Genomic DNA, 16,473 nt, shown 5'->3' on the forward strand with positions numbered 1-16,473 from the left:
GCGCGTTCACAGGTCATCCACAGGTGGGAAGCGGACACTCGGGCACATGACCGACACACCCCGGCCCGACGAGACCCCGCGGGCCACGCAACCGCTGCCGTCGAGCCACGACGCTCCCACCCAGCACCCGGGCACCCCCGCCGCGGGCAACCCCACCGCAGCCACCCCCACAGCAGTCACTCCCCCTGGGGGCAACCCCGCCGCTGGGAATCCCACCGCCGCCGGTGACCCGTACGCCACCGCCCCGAGCACCGGTGCGGCCACCCCGCACACGGGCGACCCCGCTGCCCCGCCCCACGCCGGTGGGCCGCCCGTCGGCCCGCCGCCGGTGCCCCCGCAGGTCCCCGCGCAGCCCGGCCCACCTCGGCCGCGCCGCACGGTGAGCCTGCTGGTGGCGAGCCTGGTGGCGGCGGGTCTGCTGATCGTCGGCGGTGTCGCGGGCTTCGCCATCGGCCACTCGAACCACGGTGGGCCGGGCCACGCCCGCTACGACCAGGGCCGCGGCGGCCAGCCGGGCGGCCCCGGCGTGCGCGGTCGGGTGGACCAGCGCGGCCCCGGCGACCGCCAGGGCGACCGCGGCCCCCGCCGCGGCGACCAGGGCAACCAGCGCGGCGGACCGGGCAACCAGCCGAACCCGCCCAATCCCCCCAACCAGCAGAACCCCCAGCCGAGCACGTCGGGCTCCACGACCCAGGCCCCGCCCACCAGCTCGACCGGCTGACCCGACCAGGTCGGTCTCGACCCACCCGGCCGCGGTCCACCTGGACCGCGGCCGGGTCCAGGTCACGGCTCGACCAGCAGCGAGCTGCGACGGGCAGGGGAGTGATCGGCGGGCGGGTGATCCTGTGGCGCGTGTCCTTCGGCTGTGACCCGCCCGCGGGTCAGCCCAGGGTGCCGGTGGCCAGCAGGCCGCCGTCCACCCGCACGGTCTCCCCGGTGATCCAGGCCGCCCGGTCCGAGGCCAGGAACGCCACCAGCTCCGCGACGTCCTGCGGCGTGCCCAGCCGCTTCATCGGGTAGGCGGCCGCGGCCTCGTCCTCGCGGTCGGTGTAGAGCGCCTCGGCGAACTTGGTCTTCACCACCGCGGGCGCCACCGCGTTCACCCGCACCCGCGGCCCCAGCTGCCAGGCCAGCTCCTCGGTCAGCCGGATCAGCGCCGCCTTGCTCGCCCCGTACGCCGCGATCACCCCGGTCGACCGCAGCCCGGCCACCGAGGCGATGTTGATCACAGCGCCGCCGTGCTCGGCCAGCCACGCCCGGTGGGCCAGCTGCACGAAGCCCAGCGCCGCCACCACGTTGGTGTCGAAGGTCTTGCGCACCGCGTCCAGGTCGGCGTCGACCAGCGGGCCGTAGACCGGGTTGATCCCGGTGTTGTTGACCAGCACGTCCAGCCCGCCCAGCTCGGCGACCGCGCGGCCGACGACCTCGGCCCGGTCCTCGTCGCGGCCGGTGTTGCCCGCCACCGGCAGCACCCGGGCGTCCGGCACGGCGGCCCGGATCCCCTCGGCCGCGGCGTCGAGCAGGTACTGCTTGCGCGAGGAGATGGCGACCGCCGCGCCGCGGCGGGCCAGCTCGGTGGCGATGGCCAGGCCGATGCCCCGGCTGGCGCCGGTGACGAGGGCGGTCTTCCCGGCGAACTCGGCTGCTGTCATGCCGGGACTCTAGCTAAGCGGCCGCTTAGTTTCGAGTGCGGCGAATCCCGGTGGCGCGGCGCCGGTAGACTTACCGGCGTGGTCCTCATCGACTGATGTGCAGGCGGGCTCGCGAGTCACGGCGCGCGAGCGGATGACCCCTGCCCATGACCACGCCACTTACGGAGCCTCCACTTGATCACCGCCACTGACCTCGAACTGCGCGCGGGCTCGCGCATCCTGCTCTCCGACGCCTCCCTGCGGGTGCAGGCGGGCGACCGGATCGGCCTGGTGGGCCGCAACGGCGCGGGCAAGACCACCACGCTGCGCGTCCTCGCCGGCGAGGGCGAGCCCTACGGCGGCGAGCTGCGCCGCACCGGCGAGCTCGGCTACCTGCCGCAGGACCCGCGCGAGGGCGACCTCTCGGTCACCGCGAAGGACCGGGTGCTCTCCGCCCGCGGCCTCGACGAGCTGGTCCGCGAGATGGAGAAGGCGCAGACCGCGATGGCCGAGCACGCCGACGAGTCGGTGCGCGACGGCGCGGTGCGCAAGTACGGCAGGCTCGAGGAGCGCTTCTCCTCCCTCGGCGGGTACGCCGCGGAGAGCGAGGCCGCGCGGATCTGCTCGAACCTCGGCCTGGCCGACCGGGTGTTGGCCCAGCCGCTGAGCACCCTCTCCGGCGGCCAGCGCCGCCGGGTCGAGCTGGCGCGCATCCTGTTCGCCGCCTCCGAGGCGGGCGCGGGCGGCGGCGCGGGCACGATCCTGCTGCTCGACGAGCCGACCAACCACCTCGACGCCGACTCGATCAACTGGCTGCGCAGCTTCCTCAAGGGGCACAACGGCGGCCTGATCGTGATCAGCCACGACGTCGACCTGCTCGCCGACGTGGTCAACAAGGTGTGGTTCCTCGACGCCGTGCGCGGCGAGGTCGACCTCTACAACATGGGCTGGAAGCGCTACCTCGACGCGCGCGCCGCCGACGAGAAGCGGCGCAGGCGCGAGCGGGCCAACGCCGAGAAGAAGGCCGGCGTCCTGATGGACCAGGCCAACAAGATGCGCGCGAAGGCCACCAAGGCGGTCGCCGCGCAGAACATGATCAAGCGCGCGGAGAAGCTGGTCGCGGGCCTCGACGACGTCCGCCAGGCCGACAAGGTCGCCAAGATCCGCTTCCCGGAGCCCGCGCCGTGCGGCAAGACCCCGTTGATGGCCGAGGGGCTGAGCAAGTCCTACGGCTCGCTGGAGATCTTCACCGGCGTCGACCTGGCCATCGACAAGGGCTCCCGGGTGGTGATCCTGGGCCTCAACGGCGCGGGCAAGACCACGCTGCTGCGGCTGCTCGGCGGGATGGAGAAGCCGGACTCCGGCGGCATCGTGCCCGGGCACGGCCTGCGGCTGGGCTACTACGCCCAGGAGCACGAGACGCTGGACCACTCGGCGAGCGTGTGGAGCAACATCCGGCACGCCGCGCCCGACACCCAGGAGCAGCAGCTGCGCTCGCTGCTGGGCACGTTCCTGTTCGCCGGCGAGCAGCTCGACCAGCCCGCGGGCACCCTCTCCGGTGGTGAGAAGACCCGGCTGGCGCTGGCCGGCCTGGTCTCCAGCGCGGCCAACGTGCTGCTGCTCGACGAGCCGACGAACAACCTCGACCCGGCCAGCCGCGAGCAGGTGCTCGACGCGCTGCGCCGCTACACCGGGGCGGTCGTGCTGGTCACCCACGACCCCGGCGCGGTCGAGGCGCTCGAACCCGAGCGGGTGATCCTGCTCCCAGACGGCACCGAGGACCACTGGTCGCCCGAGTACCTCGAACTCGTTCAGCTGGCCTGAAAATCGCCGTTTTGCTGGGATCTTGTATTCGAAGATCACGCTGAGTCCCGAGACCCGCATCGGCAGTGAGCGAAGGTCTTCCAGACCTTTTCCTCATCTCGTCTGGCATTTCGCGCGCCCGTGTTCGATCATTGCGGCGGTAGGGGCCATCCGTGGCCCCGCCACTCGCGATGGAAGGCGGACAACGTGGCTGACCTCAAGAAAGGCGCGCGGATCACCGGTGCCACGCGCGACAAGCTTGCCACTGACTTGAAGAAGAAGTACGAGAAGGGCGCCAGCATCCGGGCGCTCGCGGAAAGCACCGGCCGTTCCTATGGATTCGTTCACAGAGTCCTGTCGGAGTCCGGTGTGACCTTGCGTGGACGAGGCGGCGCCACGCGCACCAAGAAGAAGTAGGCGGCCACCGGCCACCGCACTGGTTCAGGCCGGGCGGGGTCCGTCCGGCGGGTCGTCCACACGGGACTCCGTGCCCCCTGTGGACTCCCCGGTTCCCACCTGGACCCGCTCGGCCGAGGCGAAGGCGATCGCGGCGCCCACCAGCACGACGGGGTACACCAGGTACCCCCACCGGGTCGCCGGGGCGAGCACGATCGCCGCGCCCAGCCCGATCGCGGTGCGCGCCATGGCCTCCGCCGCCGTGCGCGGCGGTCGCAGCACGACCCAGGCGGCCACGGCGGTGGCCGCCAGTCCCAACAGGACCATGGCCGCGGTGTGCCCGAGCGGGCCCAGGCCTGCCAGCAGGTGGCCGGGCAGTGGGCTCGACGCGGGCGAGGACGCCCGGCCGAGACCGACCGGGAACTTCAGCACGTGCTCGACGAACGCGCCCGGGTCGACCAGCAGCACCGGGAGCACGATCAGCGCGCCCACGCCCAGCAGCGCGGCCAGGAACCCGGCCAGCGCGCGGGATCCGCGCGCGGCCAGCACGCCCACCGCGAGCACGGCGGCCGCGGGCAGCGCGGTCAGCTTCATGGTCACCAGCACCGCGCACAGCGCCCCGGTCCACACCGGACTCGCGCGGTAGGCCAACGCTCCCGCGAGGACAGTCAGCGCGACCACCGCGACGTCGTCGCCCGCCACCGCGAGGGTGAGCGCGGTCAGCGGGCTGACCACCACCAGGTGCGCGGCCCGCACCGGGACCGCGGGTTTGCCCAACACCCGCCAGGCCAGCGCCAATGCGGCGACCGAGACGACCAGGAACGCCACCCGGGCGTCGGTCAGCGGGTGGTCGCCGAAGATCGCGCGCGGGAAGCCGAAGACCGTCATCGACGGCCCGTACGGGGTGTAGTCGTCCGGGTGCGGCGCGCGGGCGAGGCTGTCGAGGTCCAGGTACGGCGTCCCGTCGGCGAACAGCGCGCGGGCCGACCGCTCGATCACCCACACCTCGGGCTGCGCCGGGAACGACCACGGCCACGGCCCCCAGGTGAACGACGGCGCCCGGCGGAACGCCAGGTACAGCAGGGGCGCCGCGGTCGCCCCGACGGCCGAGACCCACACCGGCGTCCAGCGCGAGCCCGCGCCGGTGAGCAGGACGCGCGCGGTCAGGCCCAAGCCGGCCAGGTACGCCGGACCGGCGAAGTTGCCCCAGACCCGGTAGCCGTAGAACTCCGAGGCGAACGCGGTGACCAGCGCGAAGACCGCCGCCACGGCGTAGACGACGAGGTCGAGCCGGAGCCGTGCGGTGTCCCGCTGCATTCCCAAAGTCCTCCCCGTCGCCCCGCGGCAGGCTACCGAGACCCGGCGTGCGGGAAGCTTCAAGGGTGTCCACGGCGTTGCACTGGAGTTGGCACGACAGCAGGGGGAGCGGATGGACAGTCCTCGCAGGCTGATGGCGGGCGCGATGAAGGCGGCGGACGCGCCGAAGGGCCTTCGCAAGGGAACGGTGCGGCGGGTCTTCCAGTTCAGCGCGCGGCACCGGGGCAGGTTGGTCCTGTTCCTGGCGCTGACCGTGGTCTCGGCGGTCCTCGGGGTGACCTCGCCGCTGCTCGCGGGCCGGGTGGTCGACGCGATCGTCAACCGTGACCAGGTCGCGGTGGTCGTCTGGCTGGCCGTGGCCATCGCCGGCCTGGCGGTGGTCGGCGCGATCCTGGGCGTGGCCGAGCGGTGGCAGTCCGCCCGCATCGGCGAGGGCCTGATCTACGACCTGCGCCGCGCGGTCTTCGAGCACGTCCAGCGGATGCCGGTGGCGTTCTTCACCCGCACGAGAACCGGTGCCCTGGTCAGCAGGCTCAACAACGATGTGATCGGGGCGCAGCGGACGTTCACCTCGGTGCTGTCCGGGCTGGTCACCAACGTGATCCAGTTGGTGCTCTCGCTGGCGGTGATGCTGACCCTGTCCTGGCAGGTGACCGTGCTGGCGCTGGTGCTGCTGCCGGTGTTCGTGCTGCCGGCGCGGCGGGTGGGCAGGCGGATGGCCGACCTGCAGCGCGAGGCCGCCGGGCTCTCGGCCTCGATGACCACGCAGATGACCGAGCGGTTCTCCGCGCCCGGGGCGACGCTGGTGAAGCTGTTCGGGCGGCCCGGTGCCGAGGCCGAGGAGTTCGGCGCGCGAGCGGGCCGGGTGCGCGACATCGGCGTGCGCACCGCGATGGCCACCCGGTGGTTCATGACCAGCCTGCAGTTGGTGTCGGCGCTGGCGCAGGCGCTGGTCTACGGGCTCGGCGGGTACCTGGCGCTCACCGGGCGGCTCGCCCCGGGCACGGTGGTGGCCCTGGCGCTGCTGCTGACCCGGCTGTACACGCCGCTGACCGCGCTGGCCAACGTGCGGGTGGACGTGATGACCGCGCTGGTGTCGTTCGAGCGGGTCTTCGAGGTGCTGGACCTGCCGCCGATGATCACCGAGAAGGTGCCGGGGCGGACGGTGCCCGAGGGGCCGGTGTCGGTGGAGTTCGACGGCGTGCGCTTCGGCTACCCGGCTGCGGAGAAGGTGTCGTTGGCCTCGCTGGAGGACGTCGCGGTGCTCGACCAGCGCGGTGGCGTCGAGGTGCTGCACGGGGTGTCGTTCGTGGCCGAGCCGGGCCGGATGGTGGCCCTGGTCGGGTCCTCGGGCGCGGGCAAGTCGACCATCGCGGGCCTGGTGCCCCGGCTCTACGACGTCGACGCGGGCGCGGTCCGGCTGTCCGGTGTGGACGTCCGCGACCTGTCGTTCGACGCGCTGCGCGACACGGTGGGGGTGGTGACCCAGGACGGGCACCTGTTCCACGACACGATCCGGGCGAACCTGGCCTACGCCCGCCCGGCCGCGACCGACGAGGAGATCACCACCGCGCTGGCCGGGGCCCGGCTGACGGCCCTGGTCGCGAGCCTGCCGGACGGTCTGGACACCGTGGTGGGGGAGCGGGGTTACCGGCTCTCCGGCGGTGAGCGGCAGCGGTTGACCATCGCCCGGCTGCTGCTCGCGCAGCCGCGGGTGGTGATCTTGGACGAGGCCACCGCGCACCTGGACTCCGAGTCCGAGGCGGCGGTGCAAGAGGCTCTCGCGCACGCGTTGGCGGGGCGCACCGCGCTGGTGATCGCCCACCGGCTCTCCACCATCCGGGCGGCCGACCAGATCCTGGTGGTCGAGGCGGGCGAGGTCGTCGAGCGCGGTACGCACGACGCCCTGCTGGCCGCGGGTGGCCGGTACGCCGAGCTCTACCACACGCAGTTCGCCCACGCGGCGGCCTGATCGCGGTCCTCTGGTCAGGCGCAGGACTTCGAGTTCGCGGGTGGTGAGCGGGCAGTTGTCCTCGGTCAGTGCGCTGGTGGCGATCTCCGAGTCGACGTAGCGGCCGCCGGCGTGTACGTCGCGTAGGATTGAGGCGAGTCGGGAGGCGGGCGTGGTCTTGGGCACGAAGCCGCGTACCCCCGCGGCCAGGGCGCGTTTGAGGACGCCGGGGCGGGCGTGTCGGGTCACCAGTACCACCGGGGTTCCTGGGCCGATGGCCGCGGCGGCCGCGACGCCGTCCCGCCGGGGCATCTCCAGGTCCAGCACCGCGATGGCGCCGTGCGGCACAGCGCCTACCGCCTCAGCACCGAGGCCCTCACCTACGGAACCACCGTCATCCCCGCCGGCGAGCTGGTCCTGGCTTCGCTCTTGAGCGCCAACCGCGACCCCGCGGTGTTTGCCGACCCCGACGAGTACCGGCCAGGTCGAGGGCAACGCCACCTCGCGTTCGGCCACGGCGCGCACTACTGCCTCGGTGCGGCCATGGCCCGTGTCGAGGTCGCCACCGCCCTGCGCTTGCTGACCAGCCGCTATCCGCACGTCCGCCTGGCCGCACCGGCCGAACCGGCGGCCTACAACGAAAGCCCCGTCACCATCGGCCGCCGCACCCTGCCCGTCGTCCTGCGACCGTGAACCGCCGCTCCCGTCCCCTCCGAGCGCACGGACAACGCCGGTGCCGCTACCGCCGCCGCCGAGCCGTGCACGCTCGACCGGTCGGCTGGTTCTTCACCCCTGCTCGTCGGCATCAGGATCCGCGCGGAGACCTGCCGCTCGATCCCGGTCGAGATCAGGCGGTCGACATCGTCCGCGCTCGTGTCGTCCTGGTCGCCGGAGACCCGCCACGGTGAACGAGTGCGGGGGTCATCGACTCCCGAGGTGCGACAGGGCCTCGGAGATCGCGGCAGCGACCCGCACGGGTACGTACTCGCCGGGGGTCGTCTCCTCGACTCGGTCGAACACCGCCGAGTAGAACGCGCGGAAGTCAGGACGGGCCCCGGGGACGCGACAGAACCAGGCGTAGCCGCCCGGTGGCGGAGGCTGGCCAGCCTCTGTGAAGAACGACGCCAGTTCGACGTCGAGTTCGGGGGGGTTGCTGCACTGATAGGAGACAATTGACGTACTGATAGGAGACAGTTGACGTGATCTCAGCGAGTTTCAGGAAAGTCGACCGTGCTCGACATGCGGGAGGGTGCGAACTGCCTCTACGATGCTGCCGATCTTACGTGGGCTGGGCGGTGAAATGGCGCGTGGCACGCTAGCGTCCGGTGAGCAGGACAAATCCGCGTTCGCCGAGACCAAAGCAGCGCTGCAGGGCGTTGCAGGCTCGGTCGTCCATGTACGCTAAGAAAATCTTGTCCAGATGTGATTGGTCGGCATAGTCCAAAAATTGCTGAATGGCGCTTCGATGTGCTGCGTCGCCCCGCTGATCGAAGGTTCAATCCGCGACAGCCTCATACCCTGGAAGGGGATGGCCTCGCCATTTGATCCCTCGGAACGTGGTAAGAGATGTCAGGTTCACCGGTTCTCGGACATCCCATGCAAGGATCTCGCCAAGCTGTAGCGCATCTCGCATCCCTTTATCCCGGGCGGCGCTGAGATCATGGGCGGTTCCCACGGCGATCGAAAGGTTGCGATGCTGAACCACTATGTAGAGCCAGTTGTCGATCAAATTGAGAGTGTTCAGCTCGACATAGTCTCTTTCTAAACGCAACGGCTCCAAGTGGCCGCGAACAGTCTCGGCGACCACTTGGAACCATGTTGATGCCAGCGTCACATCGTCATCGTACCGAAGCGATCCAGTATTCGCGCCTGCCGTCGGCGCTGACCTGCATCCTCGTCGGCCCTCCACCCCTGCCGCCCTGCGTGAAGGTCTCGGTCACCTCATCCGGGCAGGCGGGGTCCCAGAACCCTCGTCGGATCGGAACGTTCCCGACTGCTGTGGCAACTACGTCAACACTTCATTTGAAGGATACCCGGGCGGAGGGGGTGCATAACGAGGTGAGTCGCCGTATGCGCTCCCCGGAACTGCAACCAGGAGTAAGCACGCCAATATTGCGGCGATCTTGACTATTCGATTTTTCCTCAACGTCCCCAGAATGGACGACAATGCAGGACTTTTGTATCGCCCTTCTATGAGCATCCCAACAGTCGTCCGTCAAATGGTACCTTCGAACGGGTAGGCTCACGTTGATCGGCGTAGGCGAAGACAGGACGAGAGATCAAGGCAGCTCGTGCCCGGTCCAACCAACCTGTCGAGCTGCGTCACTGTCCAGCCTGTTGATGGCAACCTGGCGGGAGCGAGGTGCAATGCGGATGGTGGTCGTTGCCTGAGAGCCCAATTTTGGGGAGATCACCTCAGTTGTAGTCACGCAACCTGGCTGACGACCGCGCACAAGTTGGCACCACTGACAGCGGGCGGTAACCACGACCCGGACTACCTCAGGTGCGCGTCCTCGCGCACCTGGAGTTGGCGATTCGCTGTGCCGTCCGACAAGTGAAAGCGGCGCACGTCTGCTGGAGGTCAGGCTAAAAGGACCAGCGGAAATGGACTCCACCGACCTGCGCTGGGTGCGCAGGCACCCCACCGGGTTGCCCCGGGTATGCGCGATCACCGGCCGGTGCGCAGGCGGTTGGACAATTCCGCCGCCTCTCGCGCGGCCGCCTCGGCTTCCTCGTGGTGCCCTGCGGCTGTCAGCGGGCCGACCATCCGCTCGAGGGTGTTGACGACGTGGCGCAGGTAGCCGTGGGCGCGGCGGAGGGTCAGGGCTTGCCGGTAGTGCGCGACTGACTGTTCCGGGCGGTTGGCGTGGAACTCTATGTAGCCCAGCGTTTCCCGGGTCGACGCCGCGGCTTCCGGGTTGGGTCGCGAGGCCAGCGCGGACTCGCCGAGGGAACGGGCGCGGTCGAGGTCGCCGAGCCGGGCGGTGAACCAGGCGGTGGCGTTGAGGGCGTGGGCTTGGCTGACCGGGTCGTCGAGCTCGCGGCACAGGCGCAGGTTCACCTCGGCGTGTGCCAGGGCGGTGGCGTCCTGGTCCTGCCTGCCGCACGCCCAGGCGATGGACCGGTGGGCGTGGGCGAGTTGGCGGCGGTCACCGAGCTGCTCGGCCAGCGCGACCGCCCGCCGCAGGTGCGCCAGTGCCTCGCCGTCGCGGCCGGTGCGGGCGAAGGCCTCGCCGAGGCGGCGGTGGGCGACCATCCGGGCGTACTCGGCGGTGGCTCCGCGCAGGGCGAGCCGCCAGGTCCGCAGGTCGGCGTCGGGGCGGTCGCGCCGGTGGTGGTAGGTGGTCAGGCAGCGGGCCAGGTGCCAGACGACGTCCGGCCAGGCGTGGTCGGCGGCCATGTCCACGGCGGCCAGCAGGCACCGGTGTTCGGCGTCGAACCAGGCCAGTGCCTCGGCGACGTCGGCTGGGTGTCCCGGGTGGCAGCCGGGGGACGGCGGCGGTGGCGCCGCGGGTGTGGCGAGCGGGTAGAGGTGTTGGTCGGCGCTGTGTGCGGTGTGCAGGTAGTGGTCGATCACCCGGCGGGTGGCGGCGGGGTCCGCCACCTGGACGTGGGTGCGGACCAGGTCGTGCATCCGGTAGCGCCCGGTGGCGTCGCGTTCCAGCAGGGACACCCGCTCCAGGACCGGCAGCTCGGCCTCCGCGCCGGGGAGGCTGGCCACGGCGGGCGGGCCGATGTCCGGGCCGGGCGCGGCGGCCAGCAGACCGAGGACGCGGACCTGCGGCGCGGTGAGCGCGCGCAGCGACCAGGACAGCACGGCGGGCAGGCTCGTGGTCGGGTCCCTGTCGGTGAACCCGGCCAGCTCGTCGGCGACCCGGGCCAGCGGCGCCGCGGGGTCCACCTGCGCGCGCCCCGCCACGATCGCCAGCGCGAGCGGCAGGCCGCCGCACCGGTCCATGATCCGCCGCACGGCCGCGGGCTCCGCCGCCACCCGGTCCGCCCCCACCCGGGCGACGAGCAGGGCCCGGCTCGCCGGATCGTCGAGGACCCCGAGTCGCCGGTGCCGCGCGCCGTGCCGGATCACCAGTGGGGTGAGCCGGTCCCGGCTGGTCACCAGCACCACACACCCCGCCCCGCCGGGCAGCAATGGCTCCACCTGGGCGGCCTCGCCCGCGTTGTCGAGCACCACGAGCAATCGCCGCCGCGCGGTCAGGCTCCGGTACAGCGCCACCTGGGCGTGCGGGTCGGACGGTGCGTCCTCGACGCCGAGCGCGTCGAGGAACCCGCGCACCGCGACCGCGGGCGGCATCGGTGGATCAGACGAGAAACCACGCAGGTCCACGAACAACTGCCCATCGGGGAACCGGTCCTGGTTGGCGTGCGCCCACCACAGCGCCAACTACGTCTTGCCGACCCCACCCGCGCCCGCCACCACGAGAATCCCCGGCACCTGCGCCAGATCGACCAATTCCTCTGCCCGACCGACGAAACCGCGCGGGCACGAGGGCAACTGCCGGGGCGGCGGGCGGGCGTCGCGCCCCAGGAAGACGGAGCCGATCTGCACGGCGTCCCGCACGTTGCCGTGGATGACGTTGTGCACCCGGGGCTCGTCCACCATGCCATCCAGGATCCCCATCCCGGAGGATGGGTCGCGGGACAGTTCCTGGACACCCGTGCGGTGGCCTCGACGACGAGGGGGCGTGTCCCGGTCACACGGGGTCCGCGCGAACCCGGGCGCGGCGGCGGGACGGCGGGCGGGCCGGCCCGTGGGACGCAAGGGGGAAACGGCCGCAGCTCACCCGTCATCCCCGAGCCTGAGCCATGCCGCGACCAGAGCGGTCCGGTTGACCGCAAGGGTTTTGCGGCGCGCCGAGGTCAGGTGGGTCTCCACGGTGCGCCTCGACACCACCATGCGCTCGGCGATCTGCTTGTCGGTCAGCCCGTCGGCGAGCAACGCCACCGCGTCGCACTCGCCGGGGGCAGCCCGCTGGGATGCTGACGTGGCGCGGCGGGACGCGGGTCGTCCAACGGCATCGCCGGGCTGCAGTACTGCCTCCTCATCTCCGAGGGCAAAATGGCGTGGCTGCGGGTGAACAGCGCCCGGGTGCGGGGCGGGTCAGCGGACGACTCCATCGTGCTCAACGTCCGGGTGTGGGCGAGGTAGCCGGGACGCGCCGGACGGTGGTGCGGGCGTGGTCAACCCCGGACCATGTCGAACCCGTGCATGTGCTGCGATGCAGCTCGTCGACGTCCGGGTAGCCGGTCACGGCGTACGCGGACACGGTGCAGGCGGGCGGGTAGTTGCCGGTGAAGAACGCCGTGTCGACGACGACCCCGCGCAGGACGCCGGGCATGCCCAGCCGCACGATCGCGTGGTCGTCGCCGGGCTCGCGCCTGCGCCGGGTCTCCCAGCCGTCGTAGACCTGCCCCTTGTGGCCGAAGGTGGCCGGGCGGAACCCGGGTGCGGCCGGGGTGATCAGGTTCTCCCGCTCGGCGAAGGTCTCGTCGTTGGCCCACACGACCGCGCCACCGGCGCGCCGGGAAGCCAGGTCAGGGAGGGTGACCCAGGCGCCGCTCACGCCCGCTCCAGCAAGTGAACACCCGGGTCGCCGTCCAGCGCCGCTGTCAAGTCCACTATGGATGGTAACTCCGATCGCCGGGCGCGGTGGGGTGGTGGCGCGAGTTCGGGGAGGCGGCTTGCGCATAGGCCGATGATCGGTATATACCGTTCTTGTGACCGACGCACTGCGGGAACCCACGTTCCTGATACTCACCGCGCTCGCCGAGGAGCCGCGGCACGGGTACGGGATCCTGCGCGATGTCGAGCGCATCTCCGGGGGGCGGGTGCGGCTGCGGGCGGGCACCCTCTACACCGCGCTCGACCGGTTGACCTCGGACGAGTGGGTGGCTGTCGACCGGGAAGAGGTTGTCGACGGCAGGCTGCGGCGGTACTACCGCCTGACCGACCTGGGGGCGGCCAGGCTGGCGGAGGAGATCGAACGGGTGCGCGCGACCACCCGTGTCGCGGAAACACGTCTGCGCGCACGGCTCATCGGAGGGACGGCGTGAGCGAACTCGAGAAGCGGTACCGGTGGCTGCTGAGCCGCTATCCGCGGGATCACCGCGAACAGCACGGCGAGGAGATGCTCGGCGTGCTGATGGCCGACGCGGGCGACCGGAAGACGCCAGGCTGGCGGGACACCACCGACCTGCTGTGGGGTGCGTTCCGTTTGCACGTACGGCGTCTGCTCGCGGCCGACGTGCTGGCGGTCGTCGCCCTGCTCGGCCCGATCGCGGTCCTGGCGGGTGCGGCCACGAGCCTGCACGAGCTGGCCTGGTGGGTCCAGGCGGGCTCGGTGCCGCCGTTCGAGCAGATCCCCGACGCGCCGGTGTGGTTCGTCTGGCTCGGGGTCGCGATCCTCGCCGTGGCGGGGAAACGCAGGGCGGCCGCGATCGGCGCCTGGGTGGCCACCGCCGGGCTCATCGTGGTCCTCCAGCTGCCGTTCGCGGGCTGGCAGTGGTCCACGGACAAGGCGGGCTGGGTGCTGCTCAGCGCGGTCACGGCCTTCGCGCTCTCCGCGTCGGACGGGCGCAGGGCCCGGGGTTGGCCCGCGATCGCCACCATGGCCGCGACGGTCCTGTTGATCGTGGGACTCGGGGTGTTCGGCCACCAGGCCGAGATCGCCGAGTACGCGGCGCTCGCCATCCTGTTCGCCGGCGCGGTACTGGCCGCCGGCATCAGCACCGCCACCGGATGGCGGGCCGGGCTGGTGCTCTCGGCACCGGTCGCGACCGCGCTGCTCGCACGGCTCGTATACGCGGTGCACGACGGGCCGATCAACGACACGGTCTCCACGCTGATCTTCTTCGGGGTGCCGTTGGTGTTCCTGGTCGTGATCGGCGGGCTGGTCCGCCCACCACAGCGCGTCTAGGAGGTGTCTCACGTGGGCAGTTCGTGAAGCAGGTGAGTTCGGCGGCGGCGACGCCCGGCGCTCCGCCAGGGACTGCTCCGATTCGTGCCGTCCCCCTTGTCCAGGTCAACAGCTCCTGCACCTGGGCTGGGCTCGGCTTGTCCAAACGATTGTTCCCCCACCTGCTCGACAGCTTGTTGTAGTAGCTGAGGAGCATGGCGCGAGTGGCTTCGGATTTTGTGGCTTGCACCGCAGGCAGGATTTCGGCGAAAGCGGGAGCCGGTCGCGTCGCTCGCTGTCGAGGAGATCTTGGGTGGACACCCCATGCGGTCCATCAGGTCCCGCAGGGTGGTCAAGTCAGCCAGGTCGATCATCCTGCCCCCCGGCGTCGGCGACGGAGTGTCCACCGGTGGACACTCCGTGGCTAACGGGGGAGGGCGGGTGTCGACGTGCCACTCGTGTCCGACTGGACATCGCCGGCAGATCTCCACCTCACGGGTGGCGGACAAGCCCGCAGGACGACGCAACCCGTTCTTGTCAGGATGCAAGTACACCTATAACGGCCTCGCCGACCGGGTGTCCACTACGGATCCACTGAACAAGGTCACGACCACCGCGCGCGACCACCTTGGCCGCGCCACGCTGGTCACCGAGCCGCTCGGCCGCGCGTAGGTGTGCAGTGCGACCAGGCTGGGCGCGAGGTCGCGGCGACCGAGTCGACCATCAGGAACCGGTCGCACACCCCGAGCGGGTAGCGGTGCCGCGGCTCCTGACCGACCTGGTGGGTGGACTCCGAACCAGGCGCTCGCCGAGGTGGACGGTCGGGGTTGGGTGTTCCTAAGAGCGTGTCTCACTTGGATCTTGGTGGTTGATCGGGCATGGTCTTCGGCCGTGGACGAGTTGTCGTTGCGGTTGGTGCCGGATGAGTTGTGGGGGTTGGTGGAGCCGATGATCCCGCCCGCGGGTCGTCGTCGGCAGGGTGGTGGCAGGTCGGTGACCGACCCTCGCGCGGTGTTCACCGCGATCGTGTTCGTGTTGACCAGCGGTTGTGCGTGGCGGCATCTGCCGCCCTCGTTCGGGGTGACGGTCCCGACCGCGCACCGGTGGTTCAGCACGTGGACCCGGGCCGGGCTCTGGGGCAGGGTGCATCGAGCGGTGCTCGACGAACTCGGGGCCCGGGGGATGATCGACTGGTCGAGAGCGGTACTCGACGGCGCGGCCGTTCGGGCGAGAAAAGGGGATCGTTGACCGGTCCGTCCCCGGTCGACCGGGGCAAGAACGGCTCCAAGATCCACGCCCTGTCCGACCGAGCCGGGATCCCCCTGGTCGTCGGGGTGTCCACGGCCAACACCAACGACCACCAAGCTCCCACGACGATGGTCTCCGCCATCCCCCGCATCCGAACCCGGGGCGGGCGGCGACGGATCCGACCCGACAAACCCCACGCCGACAAAACCTACGACGTCCGCGACCTACGCCGATGGCTCACCGAACGCGGCATCATCGTCCGCATCAGCCGCAAAGGCATCGACACCTCCGAGCGGCTCGGCCGACACCGATGGGTCATCGAACACACCATCGCCTGACTCACCCGACGCCCAGGGCGAGATCATGATCACTTGTGGTAGTTGATCTTCCACGTTTGGTGACCACGCTGGGTGTGTCCGGAGTGCGGTTTGGGGATGACCTTCTGTCTGGGAATATGGAAGTTCCTACACAGCCAGTTCCTGGACAGAAGGTCATCCGGTGCCAGTATCTCACGGGTCTGATTCGTCGTGTCAATCAACCGGTGCGGGTGGTGATAGTTTCGATGTCACGAGCTTGTTGGACATGTTGGGCTTGATTGTGGATCGGCGTAGTCCGCGTGGAAAGGTCTACGGGCTCGTGTTCGTTCTGGCCGCATCGGTGGTTGCGATGTTGGCCGGCGCGACGAGTTTTCGGTCGATTGCTGATCAGGTCGCCGATTTTCCGCCGTCGCTGTTGTCGAGGTTGAGTGGCGTGTGGTGCCGTTTTACTGGAATGTTCCGGGTGCCGAGCAGGCACACTGTTCGTCGTGTGTTGTCGGATATCGACGGTGATGCGTTTGATCTGGCGGTGGGGTCGTGGCTGCTGGAACGGGTGCGCAGGGATTCCGATGGGCTGTTGCGAATCGCGATCGACGGAAAGGTGTTGCGGGGCGCGTGGACTGACGAGAACGATCAGTTCACGTTGTTCTCCGCGATGGTCCATCGCGAAGGCGTCACGATCGCCCAGGTGCAGGTTCCGGCCGACACCAACGAGATCACCCAGGTCAGGGCACTGCTGGCGGGTGTGCCCGCACGGGGCACGGAACGGGTCGTGGTCACGATGGACGCCGCGCACACCCAGCGAGACACCGCCGAGTATCTCGCCGGCGAACGCGGGTTCGACTATGTCGCAACGTGTAAGGGAAACCAGCCCGCGTTGCTGAAATCGGTATTCATGA

The 16,473-nt window shown here is 70.7% G+C and carries 16 protein-coding genes and 3 pseudogenes; 10 read left to right on the forward strand and 9 right to left on the reverse strand.

Annotated elements, in window-relative coordinates; translation table 11 throughout:
• Window positions 1-46 precede the first annotated feature (46 nt).
• Window positions 47-721 (forward strand): hypothetical protein, encoded by a 675-nt coding sequence (locus QSK30_RS03085; RefSeq protein WP_285499322.1) that lies wholly within the window; start codon window positions 47-49, stop codon window positions 719-721.
• 160 nt (window positions 722-881) lie between these two features.
• Here the strand turns inward: QSK30_RS03085 and QSK30_RS03090 are convergent, their stop codons facing one another.
• Complete coding sequence (locus QSK30_RS03090; RefSeq protein ID WP_285499323.1) at window positions 882-1,652, reverse strand: SDR family oxidoreductase; 771 nt, start codon at window positions 1,650-1,652, stop codon at window positions 882-884.
• Between the two features lie 174 nt (window positions 1,653-1,826).
• Here QSK30_RS03090 and QSK30_RS03095 point away from each other — a divergent pair, with 174 nt between their 5' ends.
• Window positions 1,827-3,455, forward strand: coding sequence for an ABC-F family ATP-binding cassette domain-containing protein (locus QSK30_RS03095; RefSeq protein ID WP_285499325.1), 1,629 nt, complete (start codon window positions 1,827-1,829; stop codon window positions 3,453-3,455).
• Between the two features lie 186 nt (window positions 3,456-3,641).
• The gene (locus QSK30_RS03100) at window positions 3,642-3,851 is read left to right on the forward strand and encodes a helix-turn-helix domain-containing protein (protein ID WP_026425090.1); all 210 of its coding nucleotides are present in this window, start codon (window positions 3,642-3,644) and stop codon (window positions 3,849-3,851) included.
• 24 nt (window positions 3,852-3,875) lie between these two features.
• Here QSK30_RS03100 and QSK30_RS03105 read toward each other — a convergent pair whose 3' ends face one another.
• A complete protein-coding gene (locus QSK30_RS03105; RefSeq protein WP_285499326.1) occupies window positions 3,876-5,147 on the reverse strand; it encodes a glycosyltransferase 87 family protein in 1,272 nt (423 codons plus the stop codon).
• A gap of 112 nt (window positions 5,148-5,259) precedes the next feature.
• Here QSK30_RS03105 and QSK30_RS03110 point away from each other — a divergent pair, with 112 nt between their 5' ends.
• A complete protein-coding gene (locus QSK30_RS03110; RefSeq protein ID WP_285499328.1) occupies window positions 5,260-7,119 on the forward strand; it encodes an ABC transporter ATP-binding protein in 1,860 nt (619 codons plus the stop codon).
• 12 nt (window positions 7,120-7,131) lie between these two features.
• Here QSK30_RS03110 and QSK30_RS03115 read toward each other — a convergent pair.
• Window positions 7,132-7,482, reverse strand: a pseudogene (locus tag QSK30_RS03115) (response regulator); the annotation flags it as partial.
• Between QSK30_RS03115 and QSK30_RS03120 the strand changes: the two are divergent.
• Entirely contained in the window at window positions 7,438-7,791 is a 354-nt protein-coding gene (locus tag QSK30_RS03120) for a cytochrome P450 (RefSeq protein ID WP_285499373.1), read from the forward strand. The pseudogene QSK30_RS03115 and the gene QSK30_RS03120 sit on opposite strands and share 45 nt — an antisense overlap.
• Before the next feature lie 228 nt (window positions 7,792-8,019).
• On the opposite strand, the gene QSK30_RS36755 is transcribed toward QSK30_RS03120, so the two are convergent.
• The 6 genes and pseudogenes from QSK30_RS36755 to QSK30_RS03145 all read right to left on the reverse strand — a co-directional run.
• Window positions 8,020-8,307 carry a DUF5956 family protein gene (locus tag QSK30_RS36755; RefSeq protein WP_352231541.1) on the reverse strand — a complete coding sequence of 96 codons (288 nt, stop codon included), beginning with the start codon at window positions 8,305-8,307 and terminating at the stop codon, window positions 8,020-8,022.
• A 286-nt stretch (window positions 8,308-8,593) separates the two neighbouring features.
• The gene (locus QSK30_RS03125) at window positions 8,594-8,932 is read right to left on the reverse strand and encodes a hypothetical protein (RefSeq protein ID WP_285499329.1); all 339 of its coding nucleotides are present in this window, start codon (window positions 8,930-8,932) and stop codon (window positions 8,594-8,596) included.
• Window positions 8,933-9,766: 834 nt separating this feature from the next.
• A complete protein-coding gene (locus QSK30_RS03130; protein ID WP_285499330.1) occupies window positions 9,767-11,407 on the reverse strand; it encodes a tetratricopeptide repeat protein in 1,641 nt (546 codons plus the stop codon).
• 90 nt (window positions 11,408-11,497) lie between these two features.
• Window positions 11,498-11,716 carry a hypothetical protein gene (locus QSK30_RS03135; protein ID WP_285499331.1) on the reverse strand — a complete coding sequence of 73 codons (219 nt, stop codon included), beginning with the start codon at window positions 11,714-11,716 and terminating at the stop codon, window positions 11,498-11,500.
• A 177-nt stretch (window positions 11,717-11,893) separates the two neighbouring features.
• Window positions 11,894-12,058, reverse strand: coding sequence for a helix-turn-helix domain-containing protein (locus QSK30_RS03140; protein WP_285499333.1), 165 nt, complete (start codon window positions 12,056-12,058; stop codon window positions 11,894-11,896).
• Window positions 12,059-12,335: 277 nt separating this feature from the next.
• Window positions 12,336-12,677: pseudogene (locus tag QSK30_RS03145) on the reverse strand (allantoicase); the annotation flags it as partial.
• 154 nt (window positions 12,678-12,831) lie between these two features.
• Between QSK30_RS03145 and QSK30_RS03150 the strand changes: the two are divergent.
• From QSK30_RS03150 to QSK30_RS03170, 5 genes and pseudogenes are all read left to right on the forward strand, one after another.
• On the forward strand, window positions 12,832-13,167 hold the full coding sequence (locus QSK30_RS03150) for a PadR family transcriptional regulator (RefSeq protein ID WP_285499337.1): 336 nt from the start codon (window positions 12,832-12,834) through the stop codon (window positions 13,165-13,167).
• Window positions 13,164-14,030, forward strand: coding sequence for a hypothetical protein (locus tag QSK30_RS03155; RefSeq protein ID WP_285499339.1), 867 nt, complete (start codon window positions 13,164-13,166; stop codon window positions 14,028-14,030). The genes QSK30_RS03150 and QSK30_RS03155 overlap by 4 nt, the downstream gene beginning before the upstream one ends.
• Before the next feature lie 513 nt (window positions 14,031-14,543).
• A complete protein-coding gene (locus tag QSK30_RS03160) occupies window positions 14,544-14,681 on the forward strand; it encodes a hypothetical protein (protein ID WP_285499342.1) in 138 nt (45 codons plus the stop codon).
• Window positions 14,682-14,957: 276 nt separating this feature from the next.
• A pseudogene (locus tag QSK30_RS03165) lies at window positions 14,958-15,592 on the forward strand (IS5 family transposase); the annotation flags it as partial.
• 301 nt (window positions 15,593-15,893) lie between these two features.
• Window positions 15,894-16,473, forward strand: a 580-nt coding sequence (locus QSK30_RS03170) for an ISAs1 family transposase (RefSeq protein WP_285499343.1), incomplete at its 3' end; no start/stop codon positions are given.

Source organism: Actinokineospora sp. NBRC 105648 (assembly GCF_030269645.1).
Lineage (GTDB): Bacteria > Actinomycetota > Actinomycetes > Mycobacteriales > Pseudonocardiaceae > Actinokineospora.

Coding starts and splice junctions, on each gene's coding strand:
- QSK30_RS03130 (WP_285499330.1), bottom strand. CDS start 11,407: ATGCCGCCCGCGGTCGCGGTGCGCGGGTTCCTCGACGCGCTCGGCGTC.
- QSK30_RS03105 (WP_285499326.1), bottom strand. CDS start 5,147: ATGCAGCGGGACACCGCACGGCTCCGGCTCGACCTCGTCGTCTACGCC.
- QSK30_RS03135 (WP_285499331.1), bottom strand. CDS start 11,716: ATGGTGGACGAGCCCCGGGTGCACAACGTCATCCACGGCAACGTGCGG.
- QSK30_RS03090 (WP_285499323.1), bottom strand. CDS start 1,652: ATGACAGCAGCCGAGTTCGCCGGGAAGACCGCCCTCGTCACCGGCGCC.
- QSK30_RS03110 (WP_285499328.1), top strand. CDS start 5,260: ATGGACAGTCCTCGCAGGCTGATGGCGGGCGCGATGAAGGCGGCGGAC.
- QSK30_RS03085 (WP_285499322.1), top strand. CDS start 47: ATGACCGACACACCCCGGCCCGACGAGACCCCGCGGGCCACGCAACCG.